Source organism: Nitrobacter sp., from assembly GCF_047149785.1.
Lineage (GTDB): Bacteria > Pseudomonadota > Alphaproteobacteria > Rhizobiales > Xanthobacteraceae > Nitrobacter.
In genome coordinates, this window is the sequence record NZ_BAAGBE010000001.1 from 1,920,342 (window position 1) to 1,938,136 (window position 17,795).

The window sequence follows — 17,795 nt, forward strand, 5'->3', positions numbered from 1 at the left end:
CGACGAACCTCTCTTATTTCCGCCAAAACTATCGCGTCAAAACCGTTCATGGCCCGCCCTCACGCCTTCTCCCTCATCCGGATTCTCCTGACATTGCTCGGCACGCTCGCCGCGCAGCAAGCCGCCGCACAGTCCGCTGCGGGCGATCCCGCCTCTCCGGCCCAGGCCACGCCAGTCCAGGTCATGCCGGTCCAGGATCAGGCGGCCGGAGGAATGGAGATTTCGTGGGAGGTCCGCAACCGTTTCAGGCTATTCCGCGAGGAGCGCGACTTCCAGATCCACGTCGCAACCGAACGCAACCAGAGCATTCTCGCCGCCGAGCAGGCGCTGGAATTGCAAAGCGACGGCCGCGGCTGGGCCCGCAACGCCGTGAATCGCCTTTGCGTTGACCTCGGCGGCCATATCAGCGAGCCCTGCACCCGCGACAAGGTCAAGGAGAGCTATCTGGCACCGACGGAACATCCCGTCACCGTGCGCCTGACCGGCGCGATCCCGGTCGGCGCGGTGTGCGCCTGGTCGTTCGACGACGGCGACGGCCCACGCACCACGACGCAGGACTGCGCCGAGCCGATCGACTTTCGCGCCCGCTATGGCCGCGCCACCAATGCCACCGTCGATGTCACGAGCGGCAGCGACGCGCCGCAGCGCCTGACGACCCAGATCAAGGTGCGCGACATCCTCATCGCCGGCCTCGGCGACTCCATCGCCTCGGGTGAAGGAAATCCGGACCGCGCCATCGCGCTGTCCGACGAAGGCTTCTGCTTCCGCTCCTATCTCGGCGGCCCGACGAGCGAATATTACCGACCGAGCCGCGCCGGCTACAAAGGCGGCCGAGCCTGCGGCACCTCCGGATCGCTCCAGACCTGGCAGCATTACAGCGCGTTGTGGATGAACGCGGCCTGTCATCGCTCGCTTTACAGTTACCAGACCCGAACCGCCCTTGCGCTCGCGGTGCGGTATCCGCACATCGCCGTGACCTATCTGCCGCTCGCCTGCACCGGCGCCAGCATTCCCGACGGAATGCTGGGTTCGCAGCGTGCGCGCGAATGCCTGACCACGAAGTCGTCGGCCAAGTGTCAAGGCACCGTCAATGGCCAGATCGCCGAACTGCGCGACGCGCTTGCGGCTGCGAAACGCCGCCAGCCCGATCGCAAGCTCGACCTGGTGCTGCTGACCGTCGGCGCCAACGATATCAATTTCTCGGGCCTCGTGTCCGACGTCATCGTCGATGCGCCGACCGAGCGCGCACTGTTCAAGCGCAGCGGCCTGATCGGATCGGTCGATGATTCCCGGTCGAGTCTCGCGCGCGACCTGCCGCAATCCTTCCGCCGGCTGCGCACCGCGTTGAAGCCGCTGCTGGACAACGACCTGTCCCGGGTGGTGTTCGTCTCCTACGCCGACCCGGCGCTGGCCAACGGCGGCGTGCCCTGCGCCGGCGGCAAGGCCGGCTTCGACGTGCATCCGTCGTTCAACGCCGATCCGCGGCGGCTGGCCGAGGTCGAGGGCTACGTCCGGAACGAATTCCTGCCGCGGCTGAAGGCGATCGCGCTGTGCCAGTCCGGCGTGATCTGCGGTGATCCCGACAGCGATCGCATGACCTTCGTCGATGCGCATCAGGCGGCGTTCGCCGATCACGGGTTCTGCGCGCGCGACGGCAACGATCCCGAATTCGACCGCGCATGTTTCTCGGCCAGGGGAGACAGCTTCGTCAGCGACATCGTGGAGGCACCGCAGCAGCCCATGACGTGCGGGCGCCCGGCCAGCGATTTCCGCGCCTATCTGCCGCGCGCGCGCTGGATCCGCGACGCTGACGACAGCTACTTCACGGCGATGACCTACCCGCAGGCGCTGCCGGCGTCGGTGCAGCCGTCCGACATCCATGACGCGACATGGGGCCTGCTCTCGGCGGTGTATGGCGGCGCGATCCACCCGACCGCCGAGGGCCATGCCGCGATGGCGGACGCCGCGCTGCCGGCGGTCGAAGCCGAACTGCACCTCAACGGCGCCGATGGCAGCGACGTGACGGGCGAACCCCTGCCGCCACTGGCGCCGCCCTCGCCGGTTTCGCCCGCACCCCTGACGCCGCCAGCGGCGATCCCGCCCGCACCGCAGCGGTAAACCTGGAGCGGTTCACGATTACACGGAATCAATGCGCGCTCCGGCGTCATGCGCGGGCATAGCCGTTCGAAGAACGGCATCGCTTTCGCTCGCCTACTCCGTCACGCGAAGAAAAACGCGTCAGAACAAAAAGCTAGAGCCCGGCTTTGATTCCATCGGAAGCGGAAAGGCTCCGGGATGCTCCATCCCGCCCGCGTGCGAAATGGCTGAGGGCGAACCATCCGCGGAAGGCTTTTCGTTCGGCCACGTTGCCGTCGAGGCGGAGCGTACCGTCGTCGACTGCCGCGCGAAGCGACCGGTACCCGAGCCAGATTTCCACCAGCGTGCGGAGGCTCGCGGTGACCCAGAGATCGACTTCGAAGCCGGGATCGCGCGTGCAGATGTCGATATCGCGCGGTTCGAACACCAGCCAGTAAAGCCGCTTGGCGACCGGCGCGCCATCAAGATGAAAATGCACCACCCTGCGGCCCGCGAGGTCGCGACCCGACGAGCGCCAGTGACGCCGTATCTCCCACATCAGGATGAACGGATCGAGGTTGTCTTTGCTGACGATGTCGCGCTTGAGCCACCGCTGCGCCCAGAAGCCCATCGCTTCCAGGACCGGAAACAGCGCTTCCCCTGCTTCGGTGAGGCGATATTCACCGCGGCCGCCAACGCCCTTCGTTCGATGGACGATCCCGGCATCCTCCAATTCGCGCAAGCGCTTTGACAACAGCGCCGAGGACATTCGCGGCACGCTTTCGTGGATTTCGTTGAAGTGCGTGGCTCCGACGCAAAGCGCCCGCACAAGGAGGGGCGTCCATCGTTCGGCGACGACTTCCGCCGCGATGGCGATCGGACAGTGCTGGCCATAGCCCCGGCGTTCGCTCATGAGGCTTATCGTACATGCCGCGCCGCCGCCAGCCAAGTTCAGATTATGAAGTTGAGGCTGCGCAGAAACCGTGTGCATCGTGATGTTCGAGCCTGAGAAGGGGACCGTTTCGTTTTTGGAACGGCCGCCCGGCTAGCCCTACCACGGGAGACGGTCATGTCGATATTGCGATCCAAGTCGCTTCTTTTCGCTGCCGCGCTGGCGTCAGGCGCGCTCGCCCTGGCTTCTGCCGGTCATGCTCGCGGCGGTCCCGGCGGGCTGGGCCCGGTTCATGGTCCGGGATCGAGCCACAACCCGGTCAGCGCGCCGACCGTTCGCGATCACCGCGGACCACAGCACAGGCCCAACCCCAGGGCCTATTATTGCCGGCGTCACTGGAGTGCGCCGGGTTGCAACGTCCACGACCATCGCACGCCGCCGCCGATCCCGTGTTACGGCAACCTCTGCTGAGGCGAGAAAGCCACGCTGTCAAACAGGAGGTCGAAATGCGTCATGACAATCGACTGCGCGAATTTGTTCTTGCTCTTGCTGTCGTATCGGTTGTCGCAGCGGCATTCGTCGCGACACCCGCTGCCGCCAAACGAGGGGCGGGAGCGGATGCGGGAGCGGTAATCAATGCCTGTGACCGGGCGAAATACTGCGTGTACAGCCAGGATCCGAAGACCGGTTCATTAAACGGATGTGACACGCAAACCGATACTTGCTTCACTTGCCCAACGGACGGCAGCCACAAATGCTATCAGACCAGGCGGTCGCCCACCGGCAAGCCTGGCATGGGCAGGATAGGCGGGATCAAACTGGCTCCGGCTCCACGCGGATATCACCTTCCGACTTCTGTTGGCGGACTGAACTCGCCTGTGGGCGGTCAATCGAAATTCAAAGCCGCTTATGGCCGCAGCACGGGCCCGACCAATCCCAACGGGCCGGATATTCCGGGAAAGGGCAACGAGCCGTTCAGCTCGGCCCGTCAGCACCACCGATAACGCAGCGGGGCGGAGGCGCGCCCCGAACACCTGCGCGCCGCGCCCTCAATTCACCCCGAGCTTCTTTTGCAGGCTCGACGACGAGGTGGTGTACTGGAACACCAGCCGCTTGTCCGGATAGACGTAGCGGTGCGCCTTCTGCGCCATCAGCGCGCCTTCGTGGAAGCCGGAGAGGATCAGCTTCAGCTTGCCGGGATAGGTGTTGATGTCGCCGATTGCGAAAATGCCCGGCACGTTGGTCTCGAACGACGCCGTCTCGACCGGGATCAGGTTGTTCTCAAGCTGGAGTCCCCAGTTCGCGACCGGCCCGAGCTTCATCGTCAGCCCGAAGAACGGCAGCATGGTATCGCAACTGATCGTCGACATCGCATTGTCGCTGCCCTTCACCTGCGCGCCGGAGAGCTTGCCGTCCGCGCCCTCCAGTGCCGTGACCTGACCGATTTTCAGATCCATCTTGCCGTCGGCGACCAGCTTGCGCATCTGCTCCACGCTATGGGGAGCCGCGCGAAAATCGTCGCGGCGGTGCAGAAGCGTGATGCGTTTCGCCAGCGGATGCAGATTGAGCGTCCAGTCGAGCGCGGAGTCGCCGCCGCCGACGATCAGGATCTCCCGTTCGCGGAACTGCTCCATCTTGCGCACCGCGTAAAACACCGAGGTGTTTTCATAGGCCTCGATGCCCGGCACCGGCGGCCGCTTCGGCTGGAACGAGCCGCCGCCTGCGGACACCACGACGACCTTGCACTCGAACACCTTGCCGGCGTCGGTGATGACGCGGAATCCGGGATCGCCGATCTTCTCGATGCTTTCCACCATCTCGTTGAGGTGAAATGTCGGATTGAACGGCTTGATCTGCTCCAAAAGCGCCTCGGTGAGGCCCTGGCCGGTCACCAGCGGAATGCCGGGAATGTCGTAGATCGGCTTCTCCGGATAAAGCTCGGCGCACTGTCCGCCGATCTTGTCGAGGATGTCGACAAGATGAACTTTCATATCGAGCAGACCCAGCTCGAACACCGCGAACAGTCCGCAAGGGCCCGCACCGATAATCAACACATCCGTCTTGATCGCTTCGCTCATCTCGAAAAATCTTTTCCGTTAAATTCCCAAGCTGGGCCGGACAATGCCGGCCGCGCCGATGATAGGAGGTGTTTACGCCTGCCGCTCCGGCGTCATGACCACGAGGCCGTCGAGTTCATCGCTCACCTTGATCTGGCACGACAGCCGGGAATTCGGCCGCACGTCGTAGCCGAAGTCGAGCATGTCCTCTTCCATCGGCGTCGGCTTGCCGACCTTCTCGATCCAGGCTTCGTCGACATAAACATGACAGGTGGCGCAGGCGCAGGCGCCGCCGCATTCGGCCTCGATGCCCGGTACAGCGTTGCGGATCGCCGCTTCCATGACGGTCGCGCCGTTCTCGACGTCAACAGTACGGGTTTCGCCGGAATGGTCGACAAAGTTGATCTTGGTCATTTGTGTAGCGCTGCCGAACATAACTCAATGGTGGATACGGGCTGTCGTATAACGAAACGATCCGGCCAGCGCCAGCGGTCGGCGCAAAAAGGCGGGCGATTCGTCAGGGACGGCCGGCGATATGTCAGGAGCGACGCAGGATCGCGTCGATCGCCTCGCAGGCTTGGCTGATTGTCCGGTTCAGCGCAACCCGCGGCCCGGCTGCGTCGGCTCCGTTGCGGAGCGCGGTCTCCAGCTCGCCGGCGGCAACTGCGACGTGAACCGCGCCGACCGCCCGCGCCGACCCCTTCAACTTGTGCGCCAGGGTCGCCGCATCCGGCGGGAGTCGCGCCAGCGCGGCCGCGAGCTCGGTGGCCTGACCCGCGAACATCGCCAATACCTCGCGCTCGAGACTGTCATCGCCGAGCGTTATACGGCGGAGATGGTCGAAATCGATCGGGCCATCGTCCGGAACCAGTGGAGGCGACGGCATCCAGGCGACCTGCTCAAGGGAATACGGCATTGCTGCGATCCGGGATCCGATGCGCGGCGTAGGCTGCCCACAGGATCCCGCTGAGCCAATCACGGGCTGGTTAACAGAACGTTTCGCGTACAAACCTCGGGTTCTGCCGCCATCCCGCCTGAAACGAGCTGGCGTTCAGTAATTTTCAGCATCTCGAAGCGGTTAGCGGTGGCGGCCGTTAACGATGATTAAGAATGTATTAACGACAACCATTTCATTCGCGACGCCAAGCCAATAGGATGTTTGGGGGAAGTGACCGACAAGAAAGGGCGGTGGCAGCAGCCACCCCCGGAACCGGCTTGGGGCTCGGGTCGGCGACCGGACTTGCAGCGGCGACGCGAACCTGCGGCGGTTTGCGTAACACGAGGGCGTGGACTGACATGGCGAACAATCCCAAAAAGGTCAAAGATCCGACAGAGGTCGCTCTTTCCGCCATTCAGGAGGCGCTGAACGTCGGCGAGGCGTCGGCGGGGATTTCAGACCAAACCACGCCCCGTCACGAGATCGCCCCGCCGTTCCCGACCCACGGCGAGGATGATTTTGACGCCCGAGCGGCCGCCGACCGGCTGGCTTTCGAAGCCGCCGACGGACCGCAATTGACGCGACGCCCCGCCAATGACGATCGCGAAACGATCGGGCAGATCCTTCAGGCCATCCAGAATGGCCGTCCTGCCCGCAATATCTATACGCTCGCCTCACTTTTCGCCGGTGTCTGGATTCTCGGCGCCGGCCTGCTGACGATCAGCTTTCTACCCTCGCTGCAGGCCGCAATGGGCCAGGGCAGCGGCGGCACGCTCGCCCTCGCCGGCCTGATTGCCCTGTTTTTCGCTCCCGTCCTGCTGTTCTACTTTCTGGCCAGCCTGGCGTGGCGCGGCCAGGAACTGCGCATGATCGCACAGTCGATGGCGCAAGTGGCGATCCGGTTTTCCGAGCCCGAGGGCCTGGCCAGCGACTCGGTGGTGACCGTCGGTCAGGCGATCCGGCGCGAAGTCGCCGCGATGGGCGACGGCGTCGAGCGCGCCATCGCCCGCGCAGGCGAGCTGGAAGCCCTTGTCGCCAACGAAGTCGCCGCGCTGGAACGCGCCTATTCCGATAACGAGGTGCGGATTCGCGCGTTGCTCCAGGATATCGCGCACCAGCGCGACAACCTCGTCGGCCAGGCCGAACAGGTCCGCAGCGCCATATCGGGGGTCCAGATCGACCTGCGACACGATATCGCGCTGATCAGCGATGCGATCGCCTCGCGCGTCGACGAGGTCGCAAAAGGCATCACCGGTGCTCTGGAAGAGCGCGGCGAGCACATCACGACGGCCCTCAGCAACGCCGGCGACAACATGATCCTCGCGCTCGGCGAACGGGGCGGCGATTTGCTCGACCGGCTTGAGGAGGCCAGCGCCGAGACCGCGCGCGCCGTGCTCGATGCCAGCGAGCGCCTGACCAGCAGCCTTAATTTCAAGACCGGTCACGTCCACGACGAATTCGCCGATCTGGCCGACCGGGTCCATGACATGCTCAATGAGCGGGTCGAGCGGATCACGAGCGAATTCGAGCAGAAGTCGGCATCGATTGTCGAAGGCATCTCCGATCGCACCGAACAGGTCCACGACTCCCTGAAAAATTCCAGCGACTCCCTGCTGGTGGAACTCGAGCTTCGCGGCGGCGACCTCGCCACCAAGATCGACGACGCTGGCAACCGGCTGGCAACCCGGATTCTGTCATGCGGCGACAAGGCGAGCGAAGCGCTCGACGTCACGGTCAATACGCTGGTGGCCAAGGTCGCCACCCAGACCGAAACCGCGCACGATACGCTCAGTCTCCAGATGAGCGCGTTCGATCAACTGGTGAAAGACCAGGGCGCCGAGCTCGCGGAGAAGTTCGCACGCGACAGCGGCACGCTCGGCGCGCTCATCACCCGCCACATCTCGGAGTTCGATCGCACGGTGAAGACCTTCGGCGGCGAGATCGTCGACCGGCTCGGCCAGCGCACCGAAGATATCGCCCGGAGCATGAAGGCCTATGTCGATACCTTCGATACGCGTCTGACGTCCAATGGCGGCGAGATCAGCGCCACGCTGGATCAGCGCCTGGCGCAATTCGAAAACTCGCTCCAGTCGCGCGTCACCAGTCTCGATGCTTCGTTCGACGCCAAAATCAAGTCGTTTGACGCATCGGTCAACGGCCGCCTGGCGACACTCGAGCAAATCTTCGATTCGCGCGCAAAGTCTGTCACGGAAACGATCGACAACCGACTCGGCACACTCACCTCCTCGCTGTCCGATGGCGCCGCCCATGCGATCGGCTCGATCGAGAGCCGCCTCGCGCACTTCGCGTCATCGCTGAGCGAAGGCGCAACGCAGGCCGTCGCTGCGCTCGAAGGGCGCATCTCGGGCGTGACCGGAACCATCGACGAACGCAGCGCTTTCCTCGCCGATACGATCACGGCGAGATTCGAGGAAATTCATCAAGGCCTCGACGAACGCGTCGGCTTCGTCGCGACAACCATCGAAACGCGCGTCGCCCAGTTCGAGGACCTGCTTGGATCGCGGATCGAAGCCGTGGCCGGTCGTTTCGAATCGAGCGGGAGGGAGGTCAGCGATACGCTGTTGGCGCGCACCGAAGAGCTGTCGCTCGGCATCAGGTCTCATGTCGAGGATGCGGAACGCTCGCTGACCAACCTGGTGGTCAACACCAGCGAAACCATTCAGACCGGGGCTCGCGCCGCCCAGCAGTCCCTGCTTTCGGTCTCCACCGAAGTGGGCGCTCAGTTGCAGTTGACCTCGACGGAGGTGGAGCGCGCTCTGACGACAGCGGGAACCGCCGCCGCCAACTCCATCCTCAACAGCGCCCGCGATGCGCAAACGACGCTGGTCAACTCGTCCGCCGAGACTGTGAGCCAGGTCAAATCCTTGTCGGCGGAGATCGAGCAGACGCTGTCCGCCGCCGGAACCAACACCGCAGATTCAGTTGTAGCCGGCGCACGCGCCGCGCATACCACGCTGGTCGCCGCGTCCTCGGATGCCGCAACACATGTCAGATCGCTCGCGGGCGACATCGAGCGCACCCTTACGACCGTCGGATCCGACGTCGAACGCCTGCTGTCCACGGTCGGCACCTCCACCGCCGAAGCCGTGCTGTCGAGCGCGAAGGCAGCCCAGACCACGCTCGTCAACGCTTCGACCGAGGCCGCGGGCCACGTCAAGTCACTCGGGTCCGACATCGAGCGGACATTGACGGCGGTCGGCACCAACACGGCCGCCGCCATTCTCGGCAGCGCTCGCGAGGCCCAGAGCACGCTCACCACGGCTTCCGCCGATTCCGCCAGCCAGATCAAGACGCTCTCTTCGGAGATCGAACGCTCCCTCCATGCGGCCGCAGCGAACACGGCGGAGATCATTCAGGCAAGCGCGCAGAATGCACACACCTCCCTGGTCTCCGCGTCCGACGAAGTCAGCACCAGATTCAAGTCGGCATCGACCGACGTCGAGCGACTGATCTTTGCCGCCAGCGGCAGCTTCGGCACGACGATCACCGGCAAAACGGACGAAATCGTCAATTATGTCCAGCAGCAGACGGACCGCCTCTCGCAAATGATCGACAGCAAGCGCGGATCCCTGGTCGATGCGCTGGGCGGCAAGGCGGATCAGCTCACCTCCGATATCGATCGCGTTACGTCCGACGTGCTGAAATCGATAGAGGTCAAAGGCCAGGCGTTCTCGCAGTCCATCGTCGCGAACGGTTCAGACGTCGTCCGCACCATCACCAACGCGGGCGAACTGGCGACCGGCGCGATCAGCAAGTCAATGAAGGATCTCGAGCAGGCGTCGCGTTCGGCCATCGAGCAGTCGCGCCAGGCATCCCTCATGGCCGTCACCGACATGCAGGAGACCAGCAAGATACTCCGCACCGATACGGTCGCCTTGTTCGAACGGCTGCGCGAGGGCAATATCCTTCTTCAGGAGGTCCTCACCGGCGCCCACGAAAACCTCAATTCGCTGGAGCGCGCGCTCGTCACGCGCGTTGCCGACTTCGTATCGACCATGAAGGATGTCACGTCGCGGAACGGCCTCGCCACGCAGGCGCTCGAGGATCAATTGGCAGTGTTCAACGCCAAGGCCGCCAGGGCTCTCGATGATCTGGGTGCGCTGTCCGGCCAGTTCGAGACCCATGGGAATACGCTGGTCGAAGCTGCGGCACGGGTCGAACAAAGCAACCGAAGCACAACATCGTCGGTCGAGGAACGCAAGTCCGTGCTTGAATCGCTTGTGACGGCGATCGACTTGCGGACTACCGACTTCGATCAGCGACTGACGCGATTCACGACCCTGCTCGACGAATCGCTCGCCGCCGCCGAAGAGCGCGCGCGCGACATCGCGCGGGTGGTAGCCGAGACCGCCGGCGCGGGATCGGCGGCGATCAGCCGCCAGTTCGAGGCGGTTCGCGCCGCGGCCGAGGAAGAACGCCGCCTGACATCCGAGTCCATGAGCGAAATCTGCCAGCAGGCGACCGAAGAAGCCGACTCGATGCTCAAGCAGTCCGCCGGCAAGTTTGCGATCCTGGTCAAGGATATGAAGCAGATGACTGCGGAAATGCGTGCCGAACTGGAGACGACGCGCAACGAGCTTCGCCGCGGCGTGCTCGAGATACCGCAGGAGGCCGCCGACAGTACCTCCCAGATACGCAAGGTGATCGTCGATCAGATCGAAGCACTCGCGGAACTCAACCGGATCGTCGCCCGCCATGGCCACGGTTTCGACGTTGTCAGCAGCGCCCGGTCCGGTTTACAGCACGAGGAAGAGCCGGTGGCGGCGCAGGCCGGAAGCAGAAGTGCGACGACTGCGCGCTCAGCTTCTCGCATGCGTGACAGCGGCAGCGCGTCGAACCTCCCGCCGCCCGATCTTGGCGCTCCTTCACCACGCCGTACGGAAGCTCCGCCCGTCAGCCCGACAAGCGCGGCGCAAGGAAACGACGATTGGCTCTCGGATTTGCTGAACCGCGCCGATACAGGCGGCAATGACCACCTCCAGCGCGGACGCCCCGCGCAGCAGGCCGATAACCCGCTGGACTCGCTGTCGCTCGACATCGGCCGCTTGATGGATCGCAACCTTGCCGGAGAGATGTGGGATCGCTACCAGCGCGGCGAACGCAAGGCCTTCAGCAAGCGTCTCTATACGGCCGCCGGACAGAAGGCCTTTGACGAGGTCGCCCGCAAATACCGTGCCGACCGCGCTTTCAAGCAGACCGCTGATCGCTACGTCGCCGAATTCGAGCGTCTGCTGGACGAAGCCGCGCGCGATGACCCCGCGGTGATACGCGACCATCTGCTATCGGAGACCGGGCTGGTCTATACTCTGCTCGCCCATGCGGCGGGACGGCTCGGATAAAGGTCCCGCTTTAACGGCGACGAAGCGGCGCCGCTGCGATGGCGGTCCAAGACCCCCCGCGCAGGCAGCGCCCTCACCTCCTCCTGGGCGAGCGTTCCGACGTCGCCGGCGCGGGCGCACTGCTGGCGGCGTTCGGGCCGAACAGCAGCCGGGTAGGATTGCGATCCAGATTATTGACGGCATGGCTGATGTCGCCAAGGGTGCGGCGGCCGTCGGCCATCAGCGCGCCTGAACGCTTGTTGAAGTCATCGGCAAGTTCGCGAATCGACTTCACCGTCGGAAGCAATTCGCCGCCCCCCTTGCCGCCGGCGATGGTGTTGAGGCCGAGCATCAGGTCATCGGTCTTCGCCATGACGCCGTCGGCCTTGTTCATGACGTCGTTGAATTTCTGCACCAGGTCGCCGATTTTCTCCGCGTTGTGAGCGAGCGAGGCGGTGAAGGTCTCGACGTTCTGCAACGTGTTCTTCACCGCCGCTTCGTTTTCTGCGACGACGCGATTGACGTTTTGCAAGGTCGCGCGGATCGACTCGGTCACATCCTGCAGGCCGGCCGGATCGGCGGTCAAAACCGGAACGCCGTCCACGTCGAGAGGTACGGGCGGCGCCGCAACCTCGCCGCCCTTCAGCGAAATCGCGGCAACGCCGGTCAATCCCTGGAATTCGAGTCCGACCCGGGTGTCCTTCCGGATCGGAGCGGCGTTTTCAACCATTGCAAGCGCAACGACACGGCGTGGATCGTCAAGCTTGACCGACACCACCTCGCCGACGCGAATGCCGTTGAAATTCACGCTGCCGCCATTGCGCAGGCCCGAAGCCGAGCCCTCGAATACGATACGAAGCGGGCTGCGCGCCTTGGTGGTGTGGAGGCTCTGGAACCAGAGCACGAAACCGAAGGCGGCCGCGATCACAGCAAGCGTGAACGATCCGATCAGCACGAAATTCGCCCGCGTTTCCATCAATCCGCTCCGATACCAACTCAACCTGCGACGGCGCGGGCGCGCTTGCCGTGAAAATAGGCTTTCAACCAGGGATGCTGCGAGGCCAGCAAGTCGGCCATCGACCCTGCCGCAATGATCTTACCGTTCCCTAAAACGGCGATGCGGTCGCAAGCCGTATGAAGGCTGTCCAGGTCATGAGTTACCATGAAAACCGTCAGCCCCAAAGTTCGTTGCAGCGTCCGCACCAGGTCGTCGAAGTCCCCCGCTCCGATCGGATCGAGGCCTGACGTCGGCTCGTCAAGGAAGACCAGTTCGGGATCGAGCGCCAGCGCCCGCGCCAACGCCACCCTCTTGATCATCCCGCCGGACAGCTCGGACGGATAGCGGTCGGCGACCTCCGGCCCCAGTCCGACCATGCCGAGCTTGGCGACGGTGATCTCGTCGAGCAGCCGCCGCGAAACCTTGAGATATTCCCGAACCGGGAACTGGATGTTCTGACGGACATTCAGCGACGAGAACAGCGCGCCCTGCTGAAACAGCACGCCCCAGCGGCGCTCGACCGCGCGCCGCGCCGTCGCATCCGCAGTCTCGAGATCGACGCCGAAAACCTCGACGCTGCCGCCGATCTTCGGCACCAGTCCGATGATGGTGCGCGTCAGCACGGATTTGCCCGCACCCGACGGACCGACGAAGCCGAGAATCTCGCCGCGCTTCACGTCCAGGCTCAGGCCGTCCAGGACCTTCGTGGCGCCGAACCGGACGGAGATGTCGCGGACGCGGATAACGGAATCGGATGCGTCTCCAGCCATTACATGCCTATCGACGCGAAGAAGATCGCAAACACGCCATCCATCACGATGACGAAGAAGATGCCTTTCACGACCGACGAGGTGGTGCGTTGTCCGAGCGATTCGGCGCTGCCCTGCACGGCAAGCCCCTCGACGCAGGCGACGATCCCGATCACGGCCGCCATCACCGGCGCCTTGATCATGCCGACGACAAAGTGATCGATCGAGATCGCGTCGCGCAACCGGATGAGAAACGCCTCCGGCTGTATGCCGCCGTAAAGCCACGCCACCAGGCCGCCCCCATAGAGCGCGGCGATCGCGCCGAGAAACGCCAGGATCGGCAGCGCGATCACCAGCGCGAGCATCCGCGGCAGGACCAGCACCTCGATCGGATCGAAGCCCATGGTGCGCAGCGCGTCGATTTCCTCGCGCATCTTCATGGAGCCAAGTTCGGCGGTGTAGGCGCTGCCGGAGCGACCCGCCACCATGATCGCGACCAGCAGCACGCCGATTTCGCGCAGCACCAGGACGCCGAGCATGTCGACGACGAAAATATCCGCGCCGAATTTGCGGAAATGAAAGATGCCCTGCTGCGAGATGATGCAGCCGATCAGGAATGTGATGAGAACGATGATCGGAACCGCGCGCCAGCAAACCTGTTCGAGATGATGAACGGTCGAGGTCAGGCGAAAAGACCGCGGATGGCGAACGACCCGGCCGCCGGCCACCAGCACCGCGCCCAGCATGCCGATCAGGCCCGTCAGCGTCGTTCCGAACCCGACAACGTTGCGCCCGACGTCCTCGAGCAGGCCGGTCAGTGCGTTCTGAGGTACCGCCGGCGGCGCGGAAGCGACGGGAACGCGGCGGACCTCGTCAACGAGGCTCGCATAGTTCGCGGAGAGCCCGGAAATCTTCGCCTCGACATTGCCCAGGGTCAGGCTGCGCCGCAGCCGTTCGATCAGCCACGCACCGAAAGTATCGAGGCTGGAGATCTGCGACACGTCGATGACGATATCGGGCCGGCTGCCGGTCAGCTTTTCCGCCTCCGCCACCATCCGCTCCAGCGCCGGCGCAAAACGCGCCGTCCAGGGGCCGGCCGCACAGAGCGCCAGACCGTCGCCTCGCGCAATCTGCTGCAGTGTGGGGCTATCACCCAAAACCAGCTCCCGGCCCGAATCTCTGCTATTAAGGCGAAACCTTTAACATGACCTCAGCGGCCGTGCTGCGATATCCCTCCCGATCACAGCCGGCCGCAATGCATACGGACTTGTCGAACTTGGAAACGTCGCGGTACGACGCAACCACGCTGCGGTGCCGCATCGAGCATTGGCCGATTGCGGGCAGCTTCACGATCAGCCGCGGGGCAAAGACCGAAGCCGTCGTGATCGTCGCCGAGATCAGCCGGAGCGGACACACCGGACGCGGAGAGTGCGTTCCATACGCCCGCTACGGAGAGACTCCCGAAGGCGTCCTCGCCAGCCTTCTCGCGATGGAGGCGCTTCTCGCGGCGGGCCTGGATCGCCGATCCCTGGCGTCCGCCATGCCGGCAGGCGCGGCGCGTAATGCGCTGGACTGCGCGCTGTGCGACCTTGAAGCCAAATGCAGCGGCCAGCGGATCTGGACGTTGCTGGATCGCCCCACCCCTGCCCCTCGTTCCACCGCCTACACGATCTCGCTCGGCTCGCCTGAGGTCATGGCGGCCACGACCGCCAAAGCCGCCCGTCGCCCGCTCCTCAAGATCAAACTCGGCGGCGACGGCGATCCCGAACGCATCGCCGCCGTGCGCAAACAGGCGCCGGAATCGGAACTGATCGTCGACGCCAACGAGGCATGGACGCGTGATAACCTGGAGCGGAACCTGGCGGCATGCGAAGCCGCCGGCGTCACGCTGGTCGAGCAACCGCTTCCCGCAGGCAACGACGCGGCGCTGGCTCGAATTCGCAGGGTCATCAGCGTTTGCGCCGATGAAAGCGTCCATGACCGCGTCTCGCTCGATGGCCTTCGCGAACGCTACGACGCCATCAACATCAAGCTCGACAAGACCGGCGGCCTGACCGAAGCCCTCGCCATGGCGGATGCGGCGCAGGCGCTGGGTTTCGAGATCATGGTCGGGTGCATGGTCGCGACGTCGCTGTCGATGGCGCCCGCCATGCTGATCGCGCGGCAGGCCCGTTTCGTCGATCTCGATGGTCCGCTATTGCTCGCCAGGGATCGCGACGACGGCCTCCGCTATGAGGGAAGCACCGTTTACCCGCCCGAGGCCGCGCTCTGGGGCTAAGAATCTGTTTGGAAAGTCACCGGGCATCTCCTGGCCGTTCCCCGGACGCAGCGCAGCGTGAAACGGTGCGCTGCTGAGCCGGGGTCTTTCGCGAGGTTTTCTGCAACGATCCCGGGTTTGCGCAGCGTCTCGTCGTGCCGCAGCGCGCCCAGGACACCCGGAAAGTAAACTTTTCAAACAGGCTCTAAGTCCACCGGCCGGCACAGCGTCCGGAAGGTCGCGCCCCCCGGCTCATAAAGCCTCCACACGGCGAATCACTTGCCGTCCCGGATGCGACGGAATGGGGATTTCTGATTCGGACGGCGTCAATTCAATTGCGATTCGCGGCGGATCATGGTGATCGTTACAGTTGCGCACAATGATTTGCGCGACGAGTTTGCCATGGCCGATGAAGCTTTCGCCCTGTCGCCGATGTCCGCCAGCGCTGCACCGCTCGGCGCCGCGGACTTCGACGCCATTCGCGAAGCCTTCATGGAGACGTCGCGGGGCCGGTGGTTTCTGACCGAGTACGCCAGGCGCAACCGCAACGCGGATACCGCCATGGTGCTCGATGCCGTTGCACGCATCGAGCAGACCGTCGCCGCCCAACAGCAAGCAGCGACCAGCGACGCGCTGCCCAAGGCCCTTGCTGCGATCAAGGTTAGCGTCGCCGAAGCAAAGGCCGCCGCAGCCGCGTCATTCGACAAGCGGATCATGGACGATACGCTCGCCCCGATCGAGAGGGGCGCTCGCATCATCCGCGAAATCTCGTGGAGGTGGCGCGAGATCGGCGGCGACAGCAGGATTTGCGATATTCTCGATTCGCAGGCCGGCGTGATCGACGCCGTTTATGAGCAACTCGCCGCCAGAGACGATTCCGCGGCGCTGCAAGTTGTGTTCGGGTTGATCGAGTCGACGCTCGACGAATTGTCGGACCCACCTGCCGCGACGACTCCGCCGCCTCGCGCGGAAACCGTGACCCCATCCCCGGCAACCGCCGACGAAGCTTCCGCCTCGCGTGAGGACGCCGCGCCGCCGGAGCGAGCGGCCGCCGACGCCGGTATAGTGTTTTCGAATGAGGTGGAATCCGGTTCGCGCGAAGACAACGCGTCAGATCAAGAATCACAAGTGTTTCATCATTTCGGTGAAACGGTGGAAGAGTCCAGCGTTGGATCAGAAAACGCGGCTTCCGCATCCGAAGCGCAGGCCGCCGCCGTCGATACAGCGAAAACGGAATTTCCCAGCGAACAATTGTCGGCCGCCGCCGTGAACGAACAGGACACGGCGCATGACGATGCCGTGCTCGATCTGATCGCTCTCGAAATGGGTGCGCCCGATTTCGACGAACCCGAAACCGTGGACGCCGCTATCGGCGATCCGGTGATTGCCGAACCGGCGCGAACTGCCGAACGCGCCGCCGACAACTCCGATACAAGTCCTCGTGAGGAATCCGGGACCATTCCCGAAATTGCCGCGCCGCCTTCGCTCGGCGCGTCGCTGCTGGAGAGCGGCATCGTCCCGCGCGCCACGCCCCGCTCCGATCCGCTGGCGCCGATCCGGCGCATGACGCAGGCTGAAAAGATCGCGTTCTTTTCCTGACTCCGTTTCCATTGCAGGCGCAGATCACGCTTCCATGGCGACGTTGTCAGTCGCGGTCCTCTCTGTAGAGATGGTGGATCGGGCCATGACCGTGGCCGACGCCGAGCCGATCCGCCGCCGCGATCGCTCCGGTGATGTAGGCCTTCGCGCCGCGCACGGCGGTTTCCATGTCGTCACCCTTGGCGAGGCCGGCGGCGACCGCCGACGACAGCGAACATCCGGTGCCGTGAGTGTTTTTGGTGGCGAGGCGCGGAGCGGCAAGCGCCAGCATTTCATCGCGCGTAACGAGATAGTCGATGCTCTCCGCGCCACCGCCGTGCCCCCCCTTGATCAGGACCGCCGCGCAGCCGAGCGCCAGCAAGCGTCGCCCCTGTCGCGCGATGTCGCTTTCGCTTTCGGCAACGGCCTCATCGAGCAGCACCGCCGCCTCCGGCAGGTTCGGCGTCATCAATTGCGCACGCGGAACAAGTCTGCTCCGTAACGCCTCCACCGCATCGCGTTCCAGCAGGCGAGCCCCCGACGTCGCGACCATCACCGGATCGAGCACCACATGCGCGGGCGACCAGCGCAACAGGCCGCCGGCGATGGCCTCGATCACGGCGGCGTCCGCGACCATGCCGATCTTGACGGCTCCGACGTCGAGATCACCGAACACCGCATCGATCTGCGCGGTCACGAAATCCGCCGGCACATGGTGGATCCCCGACACCCCTCGCGTGTTCTGCGCCGTCAGCGCCGTGATGACGGACGCGCCATAGACTCCGAGCGCCGCGAATGTCTTGAGGTCGGCCTGGATTCCCGCACCACCGCTGGAGTCGGATCCGGCGATGGTCAAGGCAATGGGGACTGTCATCCGTGTTCTCGCGCCAGGGTCGTCCGATCGCGCCAGCAT

Annotated in this window: 14 protein-coding genes; 6 read left to right on the forward strand and 8 right to left on the reverse strand. The window is 64.5% G+C overall.

The window, feature by feature from the left end; genetic code table 11:
* The first annotated feature begins 48 nt into the window (after positions 1 to 48).
* A complete protein-coding gene (locus ACMDCM_RS08860) occupies positions 49 to 2,118 on the forward strand; it encodes an SGNH/GDSL hydrolase family protein (RefSeq protein WP_412773222.1) in 2,070 nt (689 codons plus the stop codon).
* A 133-nt stretch (positions 2,119 to 2,251) separates the two neighbouring features.
* Here the strand turns inward: ACMDCM_RS08860 and ACMDCM_RS08865 are convergent, their stop codons facing one another.
* Positions 2,252 to 2,989, reverse strand: coding sequence for a winged helix-turn-helix transcriptional regulator (locus ACMDCM_RS08865; RefSeq protein ID WP_412773223.1), 738 nt, complete (start codon positions 2,987 to 2,989; stop codon positions 2,252 to 2,254).
* A gap of 156 nt (positions 2,990 to 3,145) precedes the next feature.
* Here ACMDCM_RS08865 and ACMDCM_RS08870 point away from each other — a divergent pair, with 156 nt between their 5' ends.
* Together ACMDCM_RS08870 and ACMDCM_RS08875 are read left to right on the forward strand one after the other, a co-directional pair.
* On the forward strand, positions 3,146 to 3,439 hold the full coding sequence (locus ACMDCM_RS08870; RefSeq protein WP_412773224.1) for a hypothetical protein: 294 nt from the start codon (positions 3,146 to 3,148) through the stop codon (positions 3,437 to 3,439).
* A 35-nt stretch (positions 3,440 to 3,474) separates the two neighbouring features.
* On the forward strand, positions 3,475 to 3,972 hold the full coding sequence (locus ACMDCM_RS08875) for a hypothetical protein (RefSeq protein ID WP_412773225.1): 498 nt from the start codon (positions 3,475 to 3,477) through the stop codon (positions 3,970 to 3,972).
* A 45-nt stretch (positions 3,973 to 4,017) separates the two neighbouring features.
* Here ACMDCM_RS08875 and ACMDCM_RS08880 read toward each other — a convergent pair whose 3' ends face one another.
* The 3 genes from ACMDCM_RS08880 to ACMDCM_RS08890 form a co-directional block, all read right to left on the reverse strand.
* The gene (locus ACMDCM_RS08880) at positions 4,018 to 5,046 is read right to left on the reverse strand and encodes an NAD(P)/FAD-dependent oxidoreductase (RefSeq protein WP_412773226.1); all 1,029 of its coding nucleotides are present in this window, start codon (positions 5,044 to 5,046) and stop codon (positions 4,018 to 4,020) included.
* A 72-nt stretch (positions 5,047 to 5,118) separates the two neighbouring features.
* Positions 5,119 to 5,439, reverse strand: coding sequence for a 2Fe-2S iron-sulfur cluster-binding protein (locus ACMDCM_RS08885; protein WP_412773227.1), 321 nt, complete (start codon positions 5,437 to 5,439; stop codon positions 5,119 to 5,121).
* Positions 5,440 to 5,563: 124 nt separating this feature from the next.
* Positions 5,564 to 5,941, reverse strand: coding sequence for an Hpt domain-containing protein (locus ACMDCM_RS08890; protein WP_412773228.1), 378 nt, complete (start codon positions 5,939 to 5,941; stop codon positions 5,564 to 5,566).
* Between the two features lie 380 nt (positions 5,942 to 6,321).
* Between ACMDCM_RS08890 and ACMDCM_RS08895 the strand changes: the two genes are divergently transcribed.
* Positions 6,322 to 11,322: an apolipoprotein A-IV repeat region-like domain-containing protein gene (locus ACMDCM_RS08895; protein WP_412773229.1), complete on the forward strand. Its 5,001-nt coding sequence runs from the start codon at positions 6,322 to 6,324 to the stop codon at positions 11,320 to 11,322.
* A 73-nt stretch (positions 11,323 to 11,395) separates the two neighbouring features.
* Here ACMDCM_RS08895 and ACMDCM_RS08900 read toward each other — a convergent pair whose 3' ends face one another.
* Genes ACMDCM_RS08900 through ACMDCM_RS08910 form a run of 3 tightly spaced genes read right to left on the reverse strand, consistent with a single transcriptional unit; the run spans position 11,396 to position 14,204 of the window.
* Positions 11,396 to 12,277 carry an MlaD family protein gene (locus ACMDCM_RS08900; RefSeq protein WP_412773230.1) on the reverse strand — a complete coding sequence of 294 codons (882 nt, stop codon included), beginning with the start codon at positions 12,275 to 12,277 and terminating at the stop codon, positions 11,396 to 11,398.
* 20 nt (positions 12,278 to 12,297) lie between these two features.
* The gene (locus tag ACMDCM_RS08905; RefSeq protein WP_412773231.1) at positions 12,298 to 13,068 is read right to left on the reverse strand and encodes an ABC transporter ATP-binding protein; all 771 of its coding nucleotides are present in this window, start codon (positions 13,066 to 13,068) and stop codon (positions 12,298 to 12,300) included.
* On the reverse strand, positions 13,068 to 14,204 hold the full coding sequence (locus ACMDCM_RS08910; protein ID WP_412773232.1) for an MlaE family ABC transporter permease: 1,137 nt from the start codon (positions 14,202 to 14,204) through the stop codon (positions 13,068 to 13,070). The genes ACMDCM_RS08905 and ACMDCM_RS08910 overlap by 1 nt, the downstream gene beginning before the upstream one ends.
* Positions 14,205 to 14,302: 98 nt before the next feature.
* Here ACMDCM_RS08910 and dgcA point away from each other — a divergent pair, with 98 nt between their 5' ends.
* Both dgcA and ACMDCM_RS08920 read left to right on the forward strand, forming a co-directional pair.
* A complete protein-coding gene (gene dgcA, locus ACMDCM_RS08915; RefSeq protein WP_412774708.1) occupies positions 14,303 to 15,325 on the forward strand; it encodes an N-acetyl-D-Glu racemase DgcA in 1,023 nt (340 codons plus the stop codon).
* A gap of 381 nt (positions 15,326 to 15,706) precedes the next feature.
* A complete protein-coding gene (locus ACMDCM_RS08920; RefSeq protein ID WP_412773233.1) occupies positions 15,707 to 16,903 on the forward strand; it encodes a hypothetical protein in 1,197 nt (398 codons plus the stop codon).
* 46 nt (positions 16,904 to 16,949) lie between these two features.
* On the opposite strand, the gene thiD is transcribed toward ACMDCM_RS08920, so the two are convergent.
* Complete coding sequence (gene thiD / locus ACMDCM_RS08925) at positions 16,950 to 17,756, reverse strand: bifunctional hydroxymethylpyrimidine kinase/phosphomethylpyrimidine kinase (RefSeq protein WP_412773234.1); 807 nt, start codon at positions 17,754 to 17,756, stop codon at positions 16,950 to 16,952.
* Positions 17,757 to 17,795 lie beyond the last annotated feature (39 nt).

What these genes read in the sequence shown, in the direction of transcription:
- ACMDCM_RS08860 (WP_412773222.1), top strand. Translation starts at nt 49, where the DNA reads ATGGCCCGCCCTCACGCCTTCTCCCTCATCCGGATTCTCCTGACATTG.
- ACMDCM_RS08865 (WP_412773223.1), bottom strand. Translation starts at nt 2,989, where the DNA reads ATGAGCGAACGCCGGGGCTATGGCCAGCACTGTCCGATCGCCATCGCG.
- ACMDCM_RS08870 (WP_412773224.1), top strand. Translation starts at nt 3,146, where the DNA reads ATGTCGATATTGCGATCCAAGTCGCTTCTTTTCGCTGCCGCGCTGGCG.
- ACMDCM_RS08875 (WP_412773225.1), top strand. Translation starts at nt 3,475, where the DNA reads ATGCGTCATGACAATCGACTGCGCGAATTTGTTCTTGCTCTTGCTGTC.
- ACMDCM_RS08880 (WP_412773226.1), bottom strand. Translation starts at nt 5,046, where the DNA reads ATGAGCGAAGCGATCAAGACGGATGTGTTGATTATCGGTGCGGGCCCT.
- ACMDCM_RS08885 (WP_412773227.1), bottom strand. Translation starts at nt 5,439, where the DNA reads ATGACCAAGATCAACTTTGTCGACCATTCCGGCGAAACCCGTACTGTT.
- ACMDCM_RS08890 (WP_412773228.1), bottom strand. Translation starts at nt 5,941, where the DNA reads ATGCCGTATTCCCTTGAGCAGGTCGCCTGGATGCCGTCGCCTCCACTG.
- ACMDCM_RS08895 (WP_412773229.1), top strand. Translation starts at nt 6,322, where the DNA reads ATGGCGAACAATCCCAAAAAGGTCAAAGATCCGACAGAGGTCGCTCTT.
- ACMDCM_RS08900 (WP_412773230.1), bottom strand. Translation starts at nt 12,277, where the DNA reads ATGGAAACGCGGGCGAATTTCGTGCTGATCGGATCGTTCACGCTTGCT.
- ACMDCM_RS08905 (WP_412773231.1), bottom strand. Translation starts at nt 13,068, where the DNA reads ATGGCTGGAGACGCATCCGATTCCGTTATCCGCGTCCGCGACATCTCC.
- dgcA (WP_412774708.1), top strand. Translation starts at nt 14,303, where the DNA reads ATGCATACGGACTTGTCGAACTTGGAAACGTCGCGGTACGACGCAACC.
- ACMDCM_RS08920 (WP_412773233.1), top strand. Translation starts at nt 15,707, where the DNA reads ATGGCCGATGAAGCTTTCGCCCTGTCGCCGATGTCCGCCAGCGCTGCA.
- thiD (WP_412773234.1), bottom strand. Translation starts at nt 17,756, where the DNA reads ATGACAGTCCCCATTGCCTTGACCATCGCCGGATCCGACTCCAGCGGT.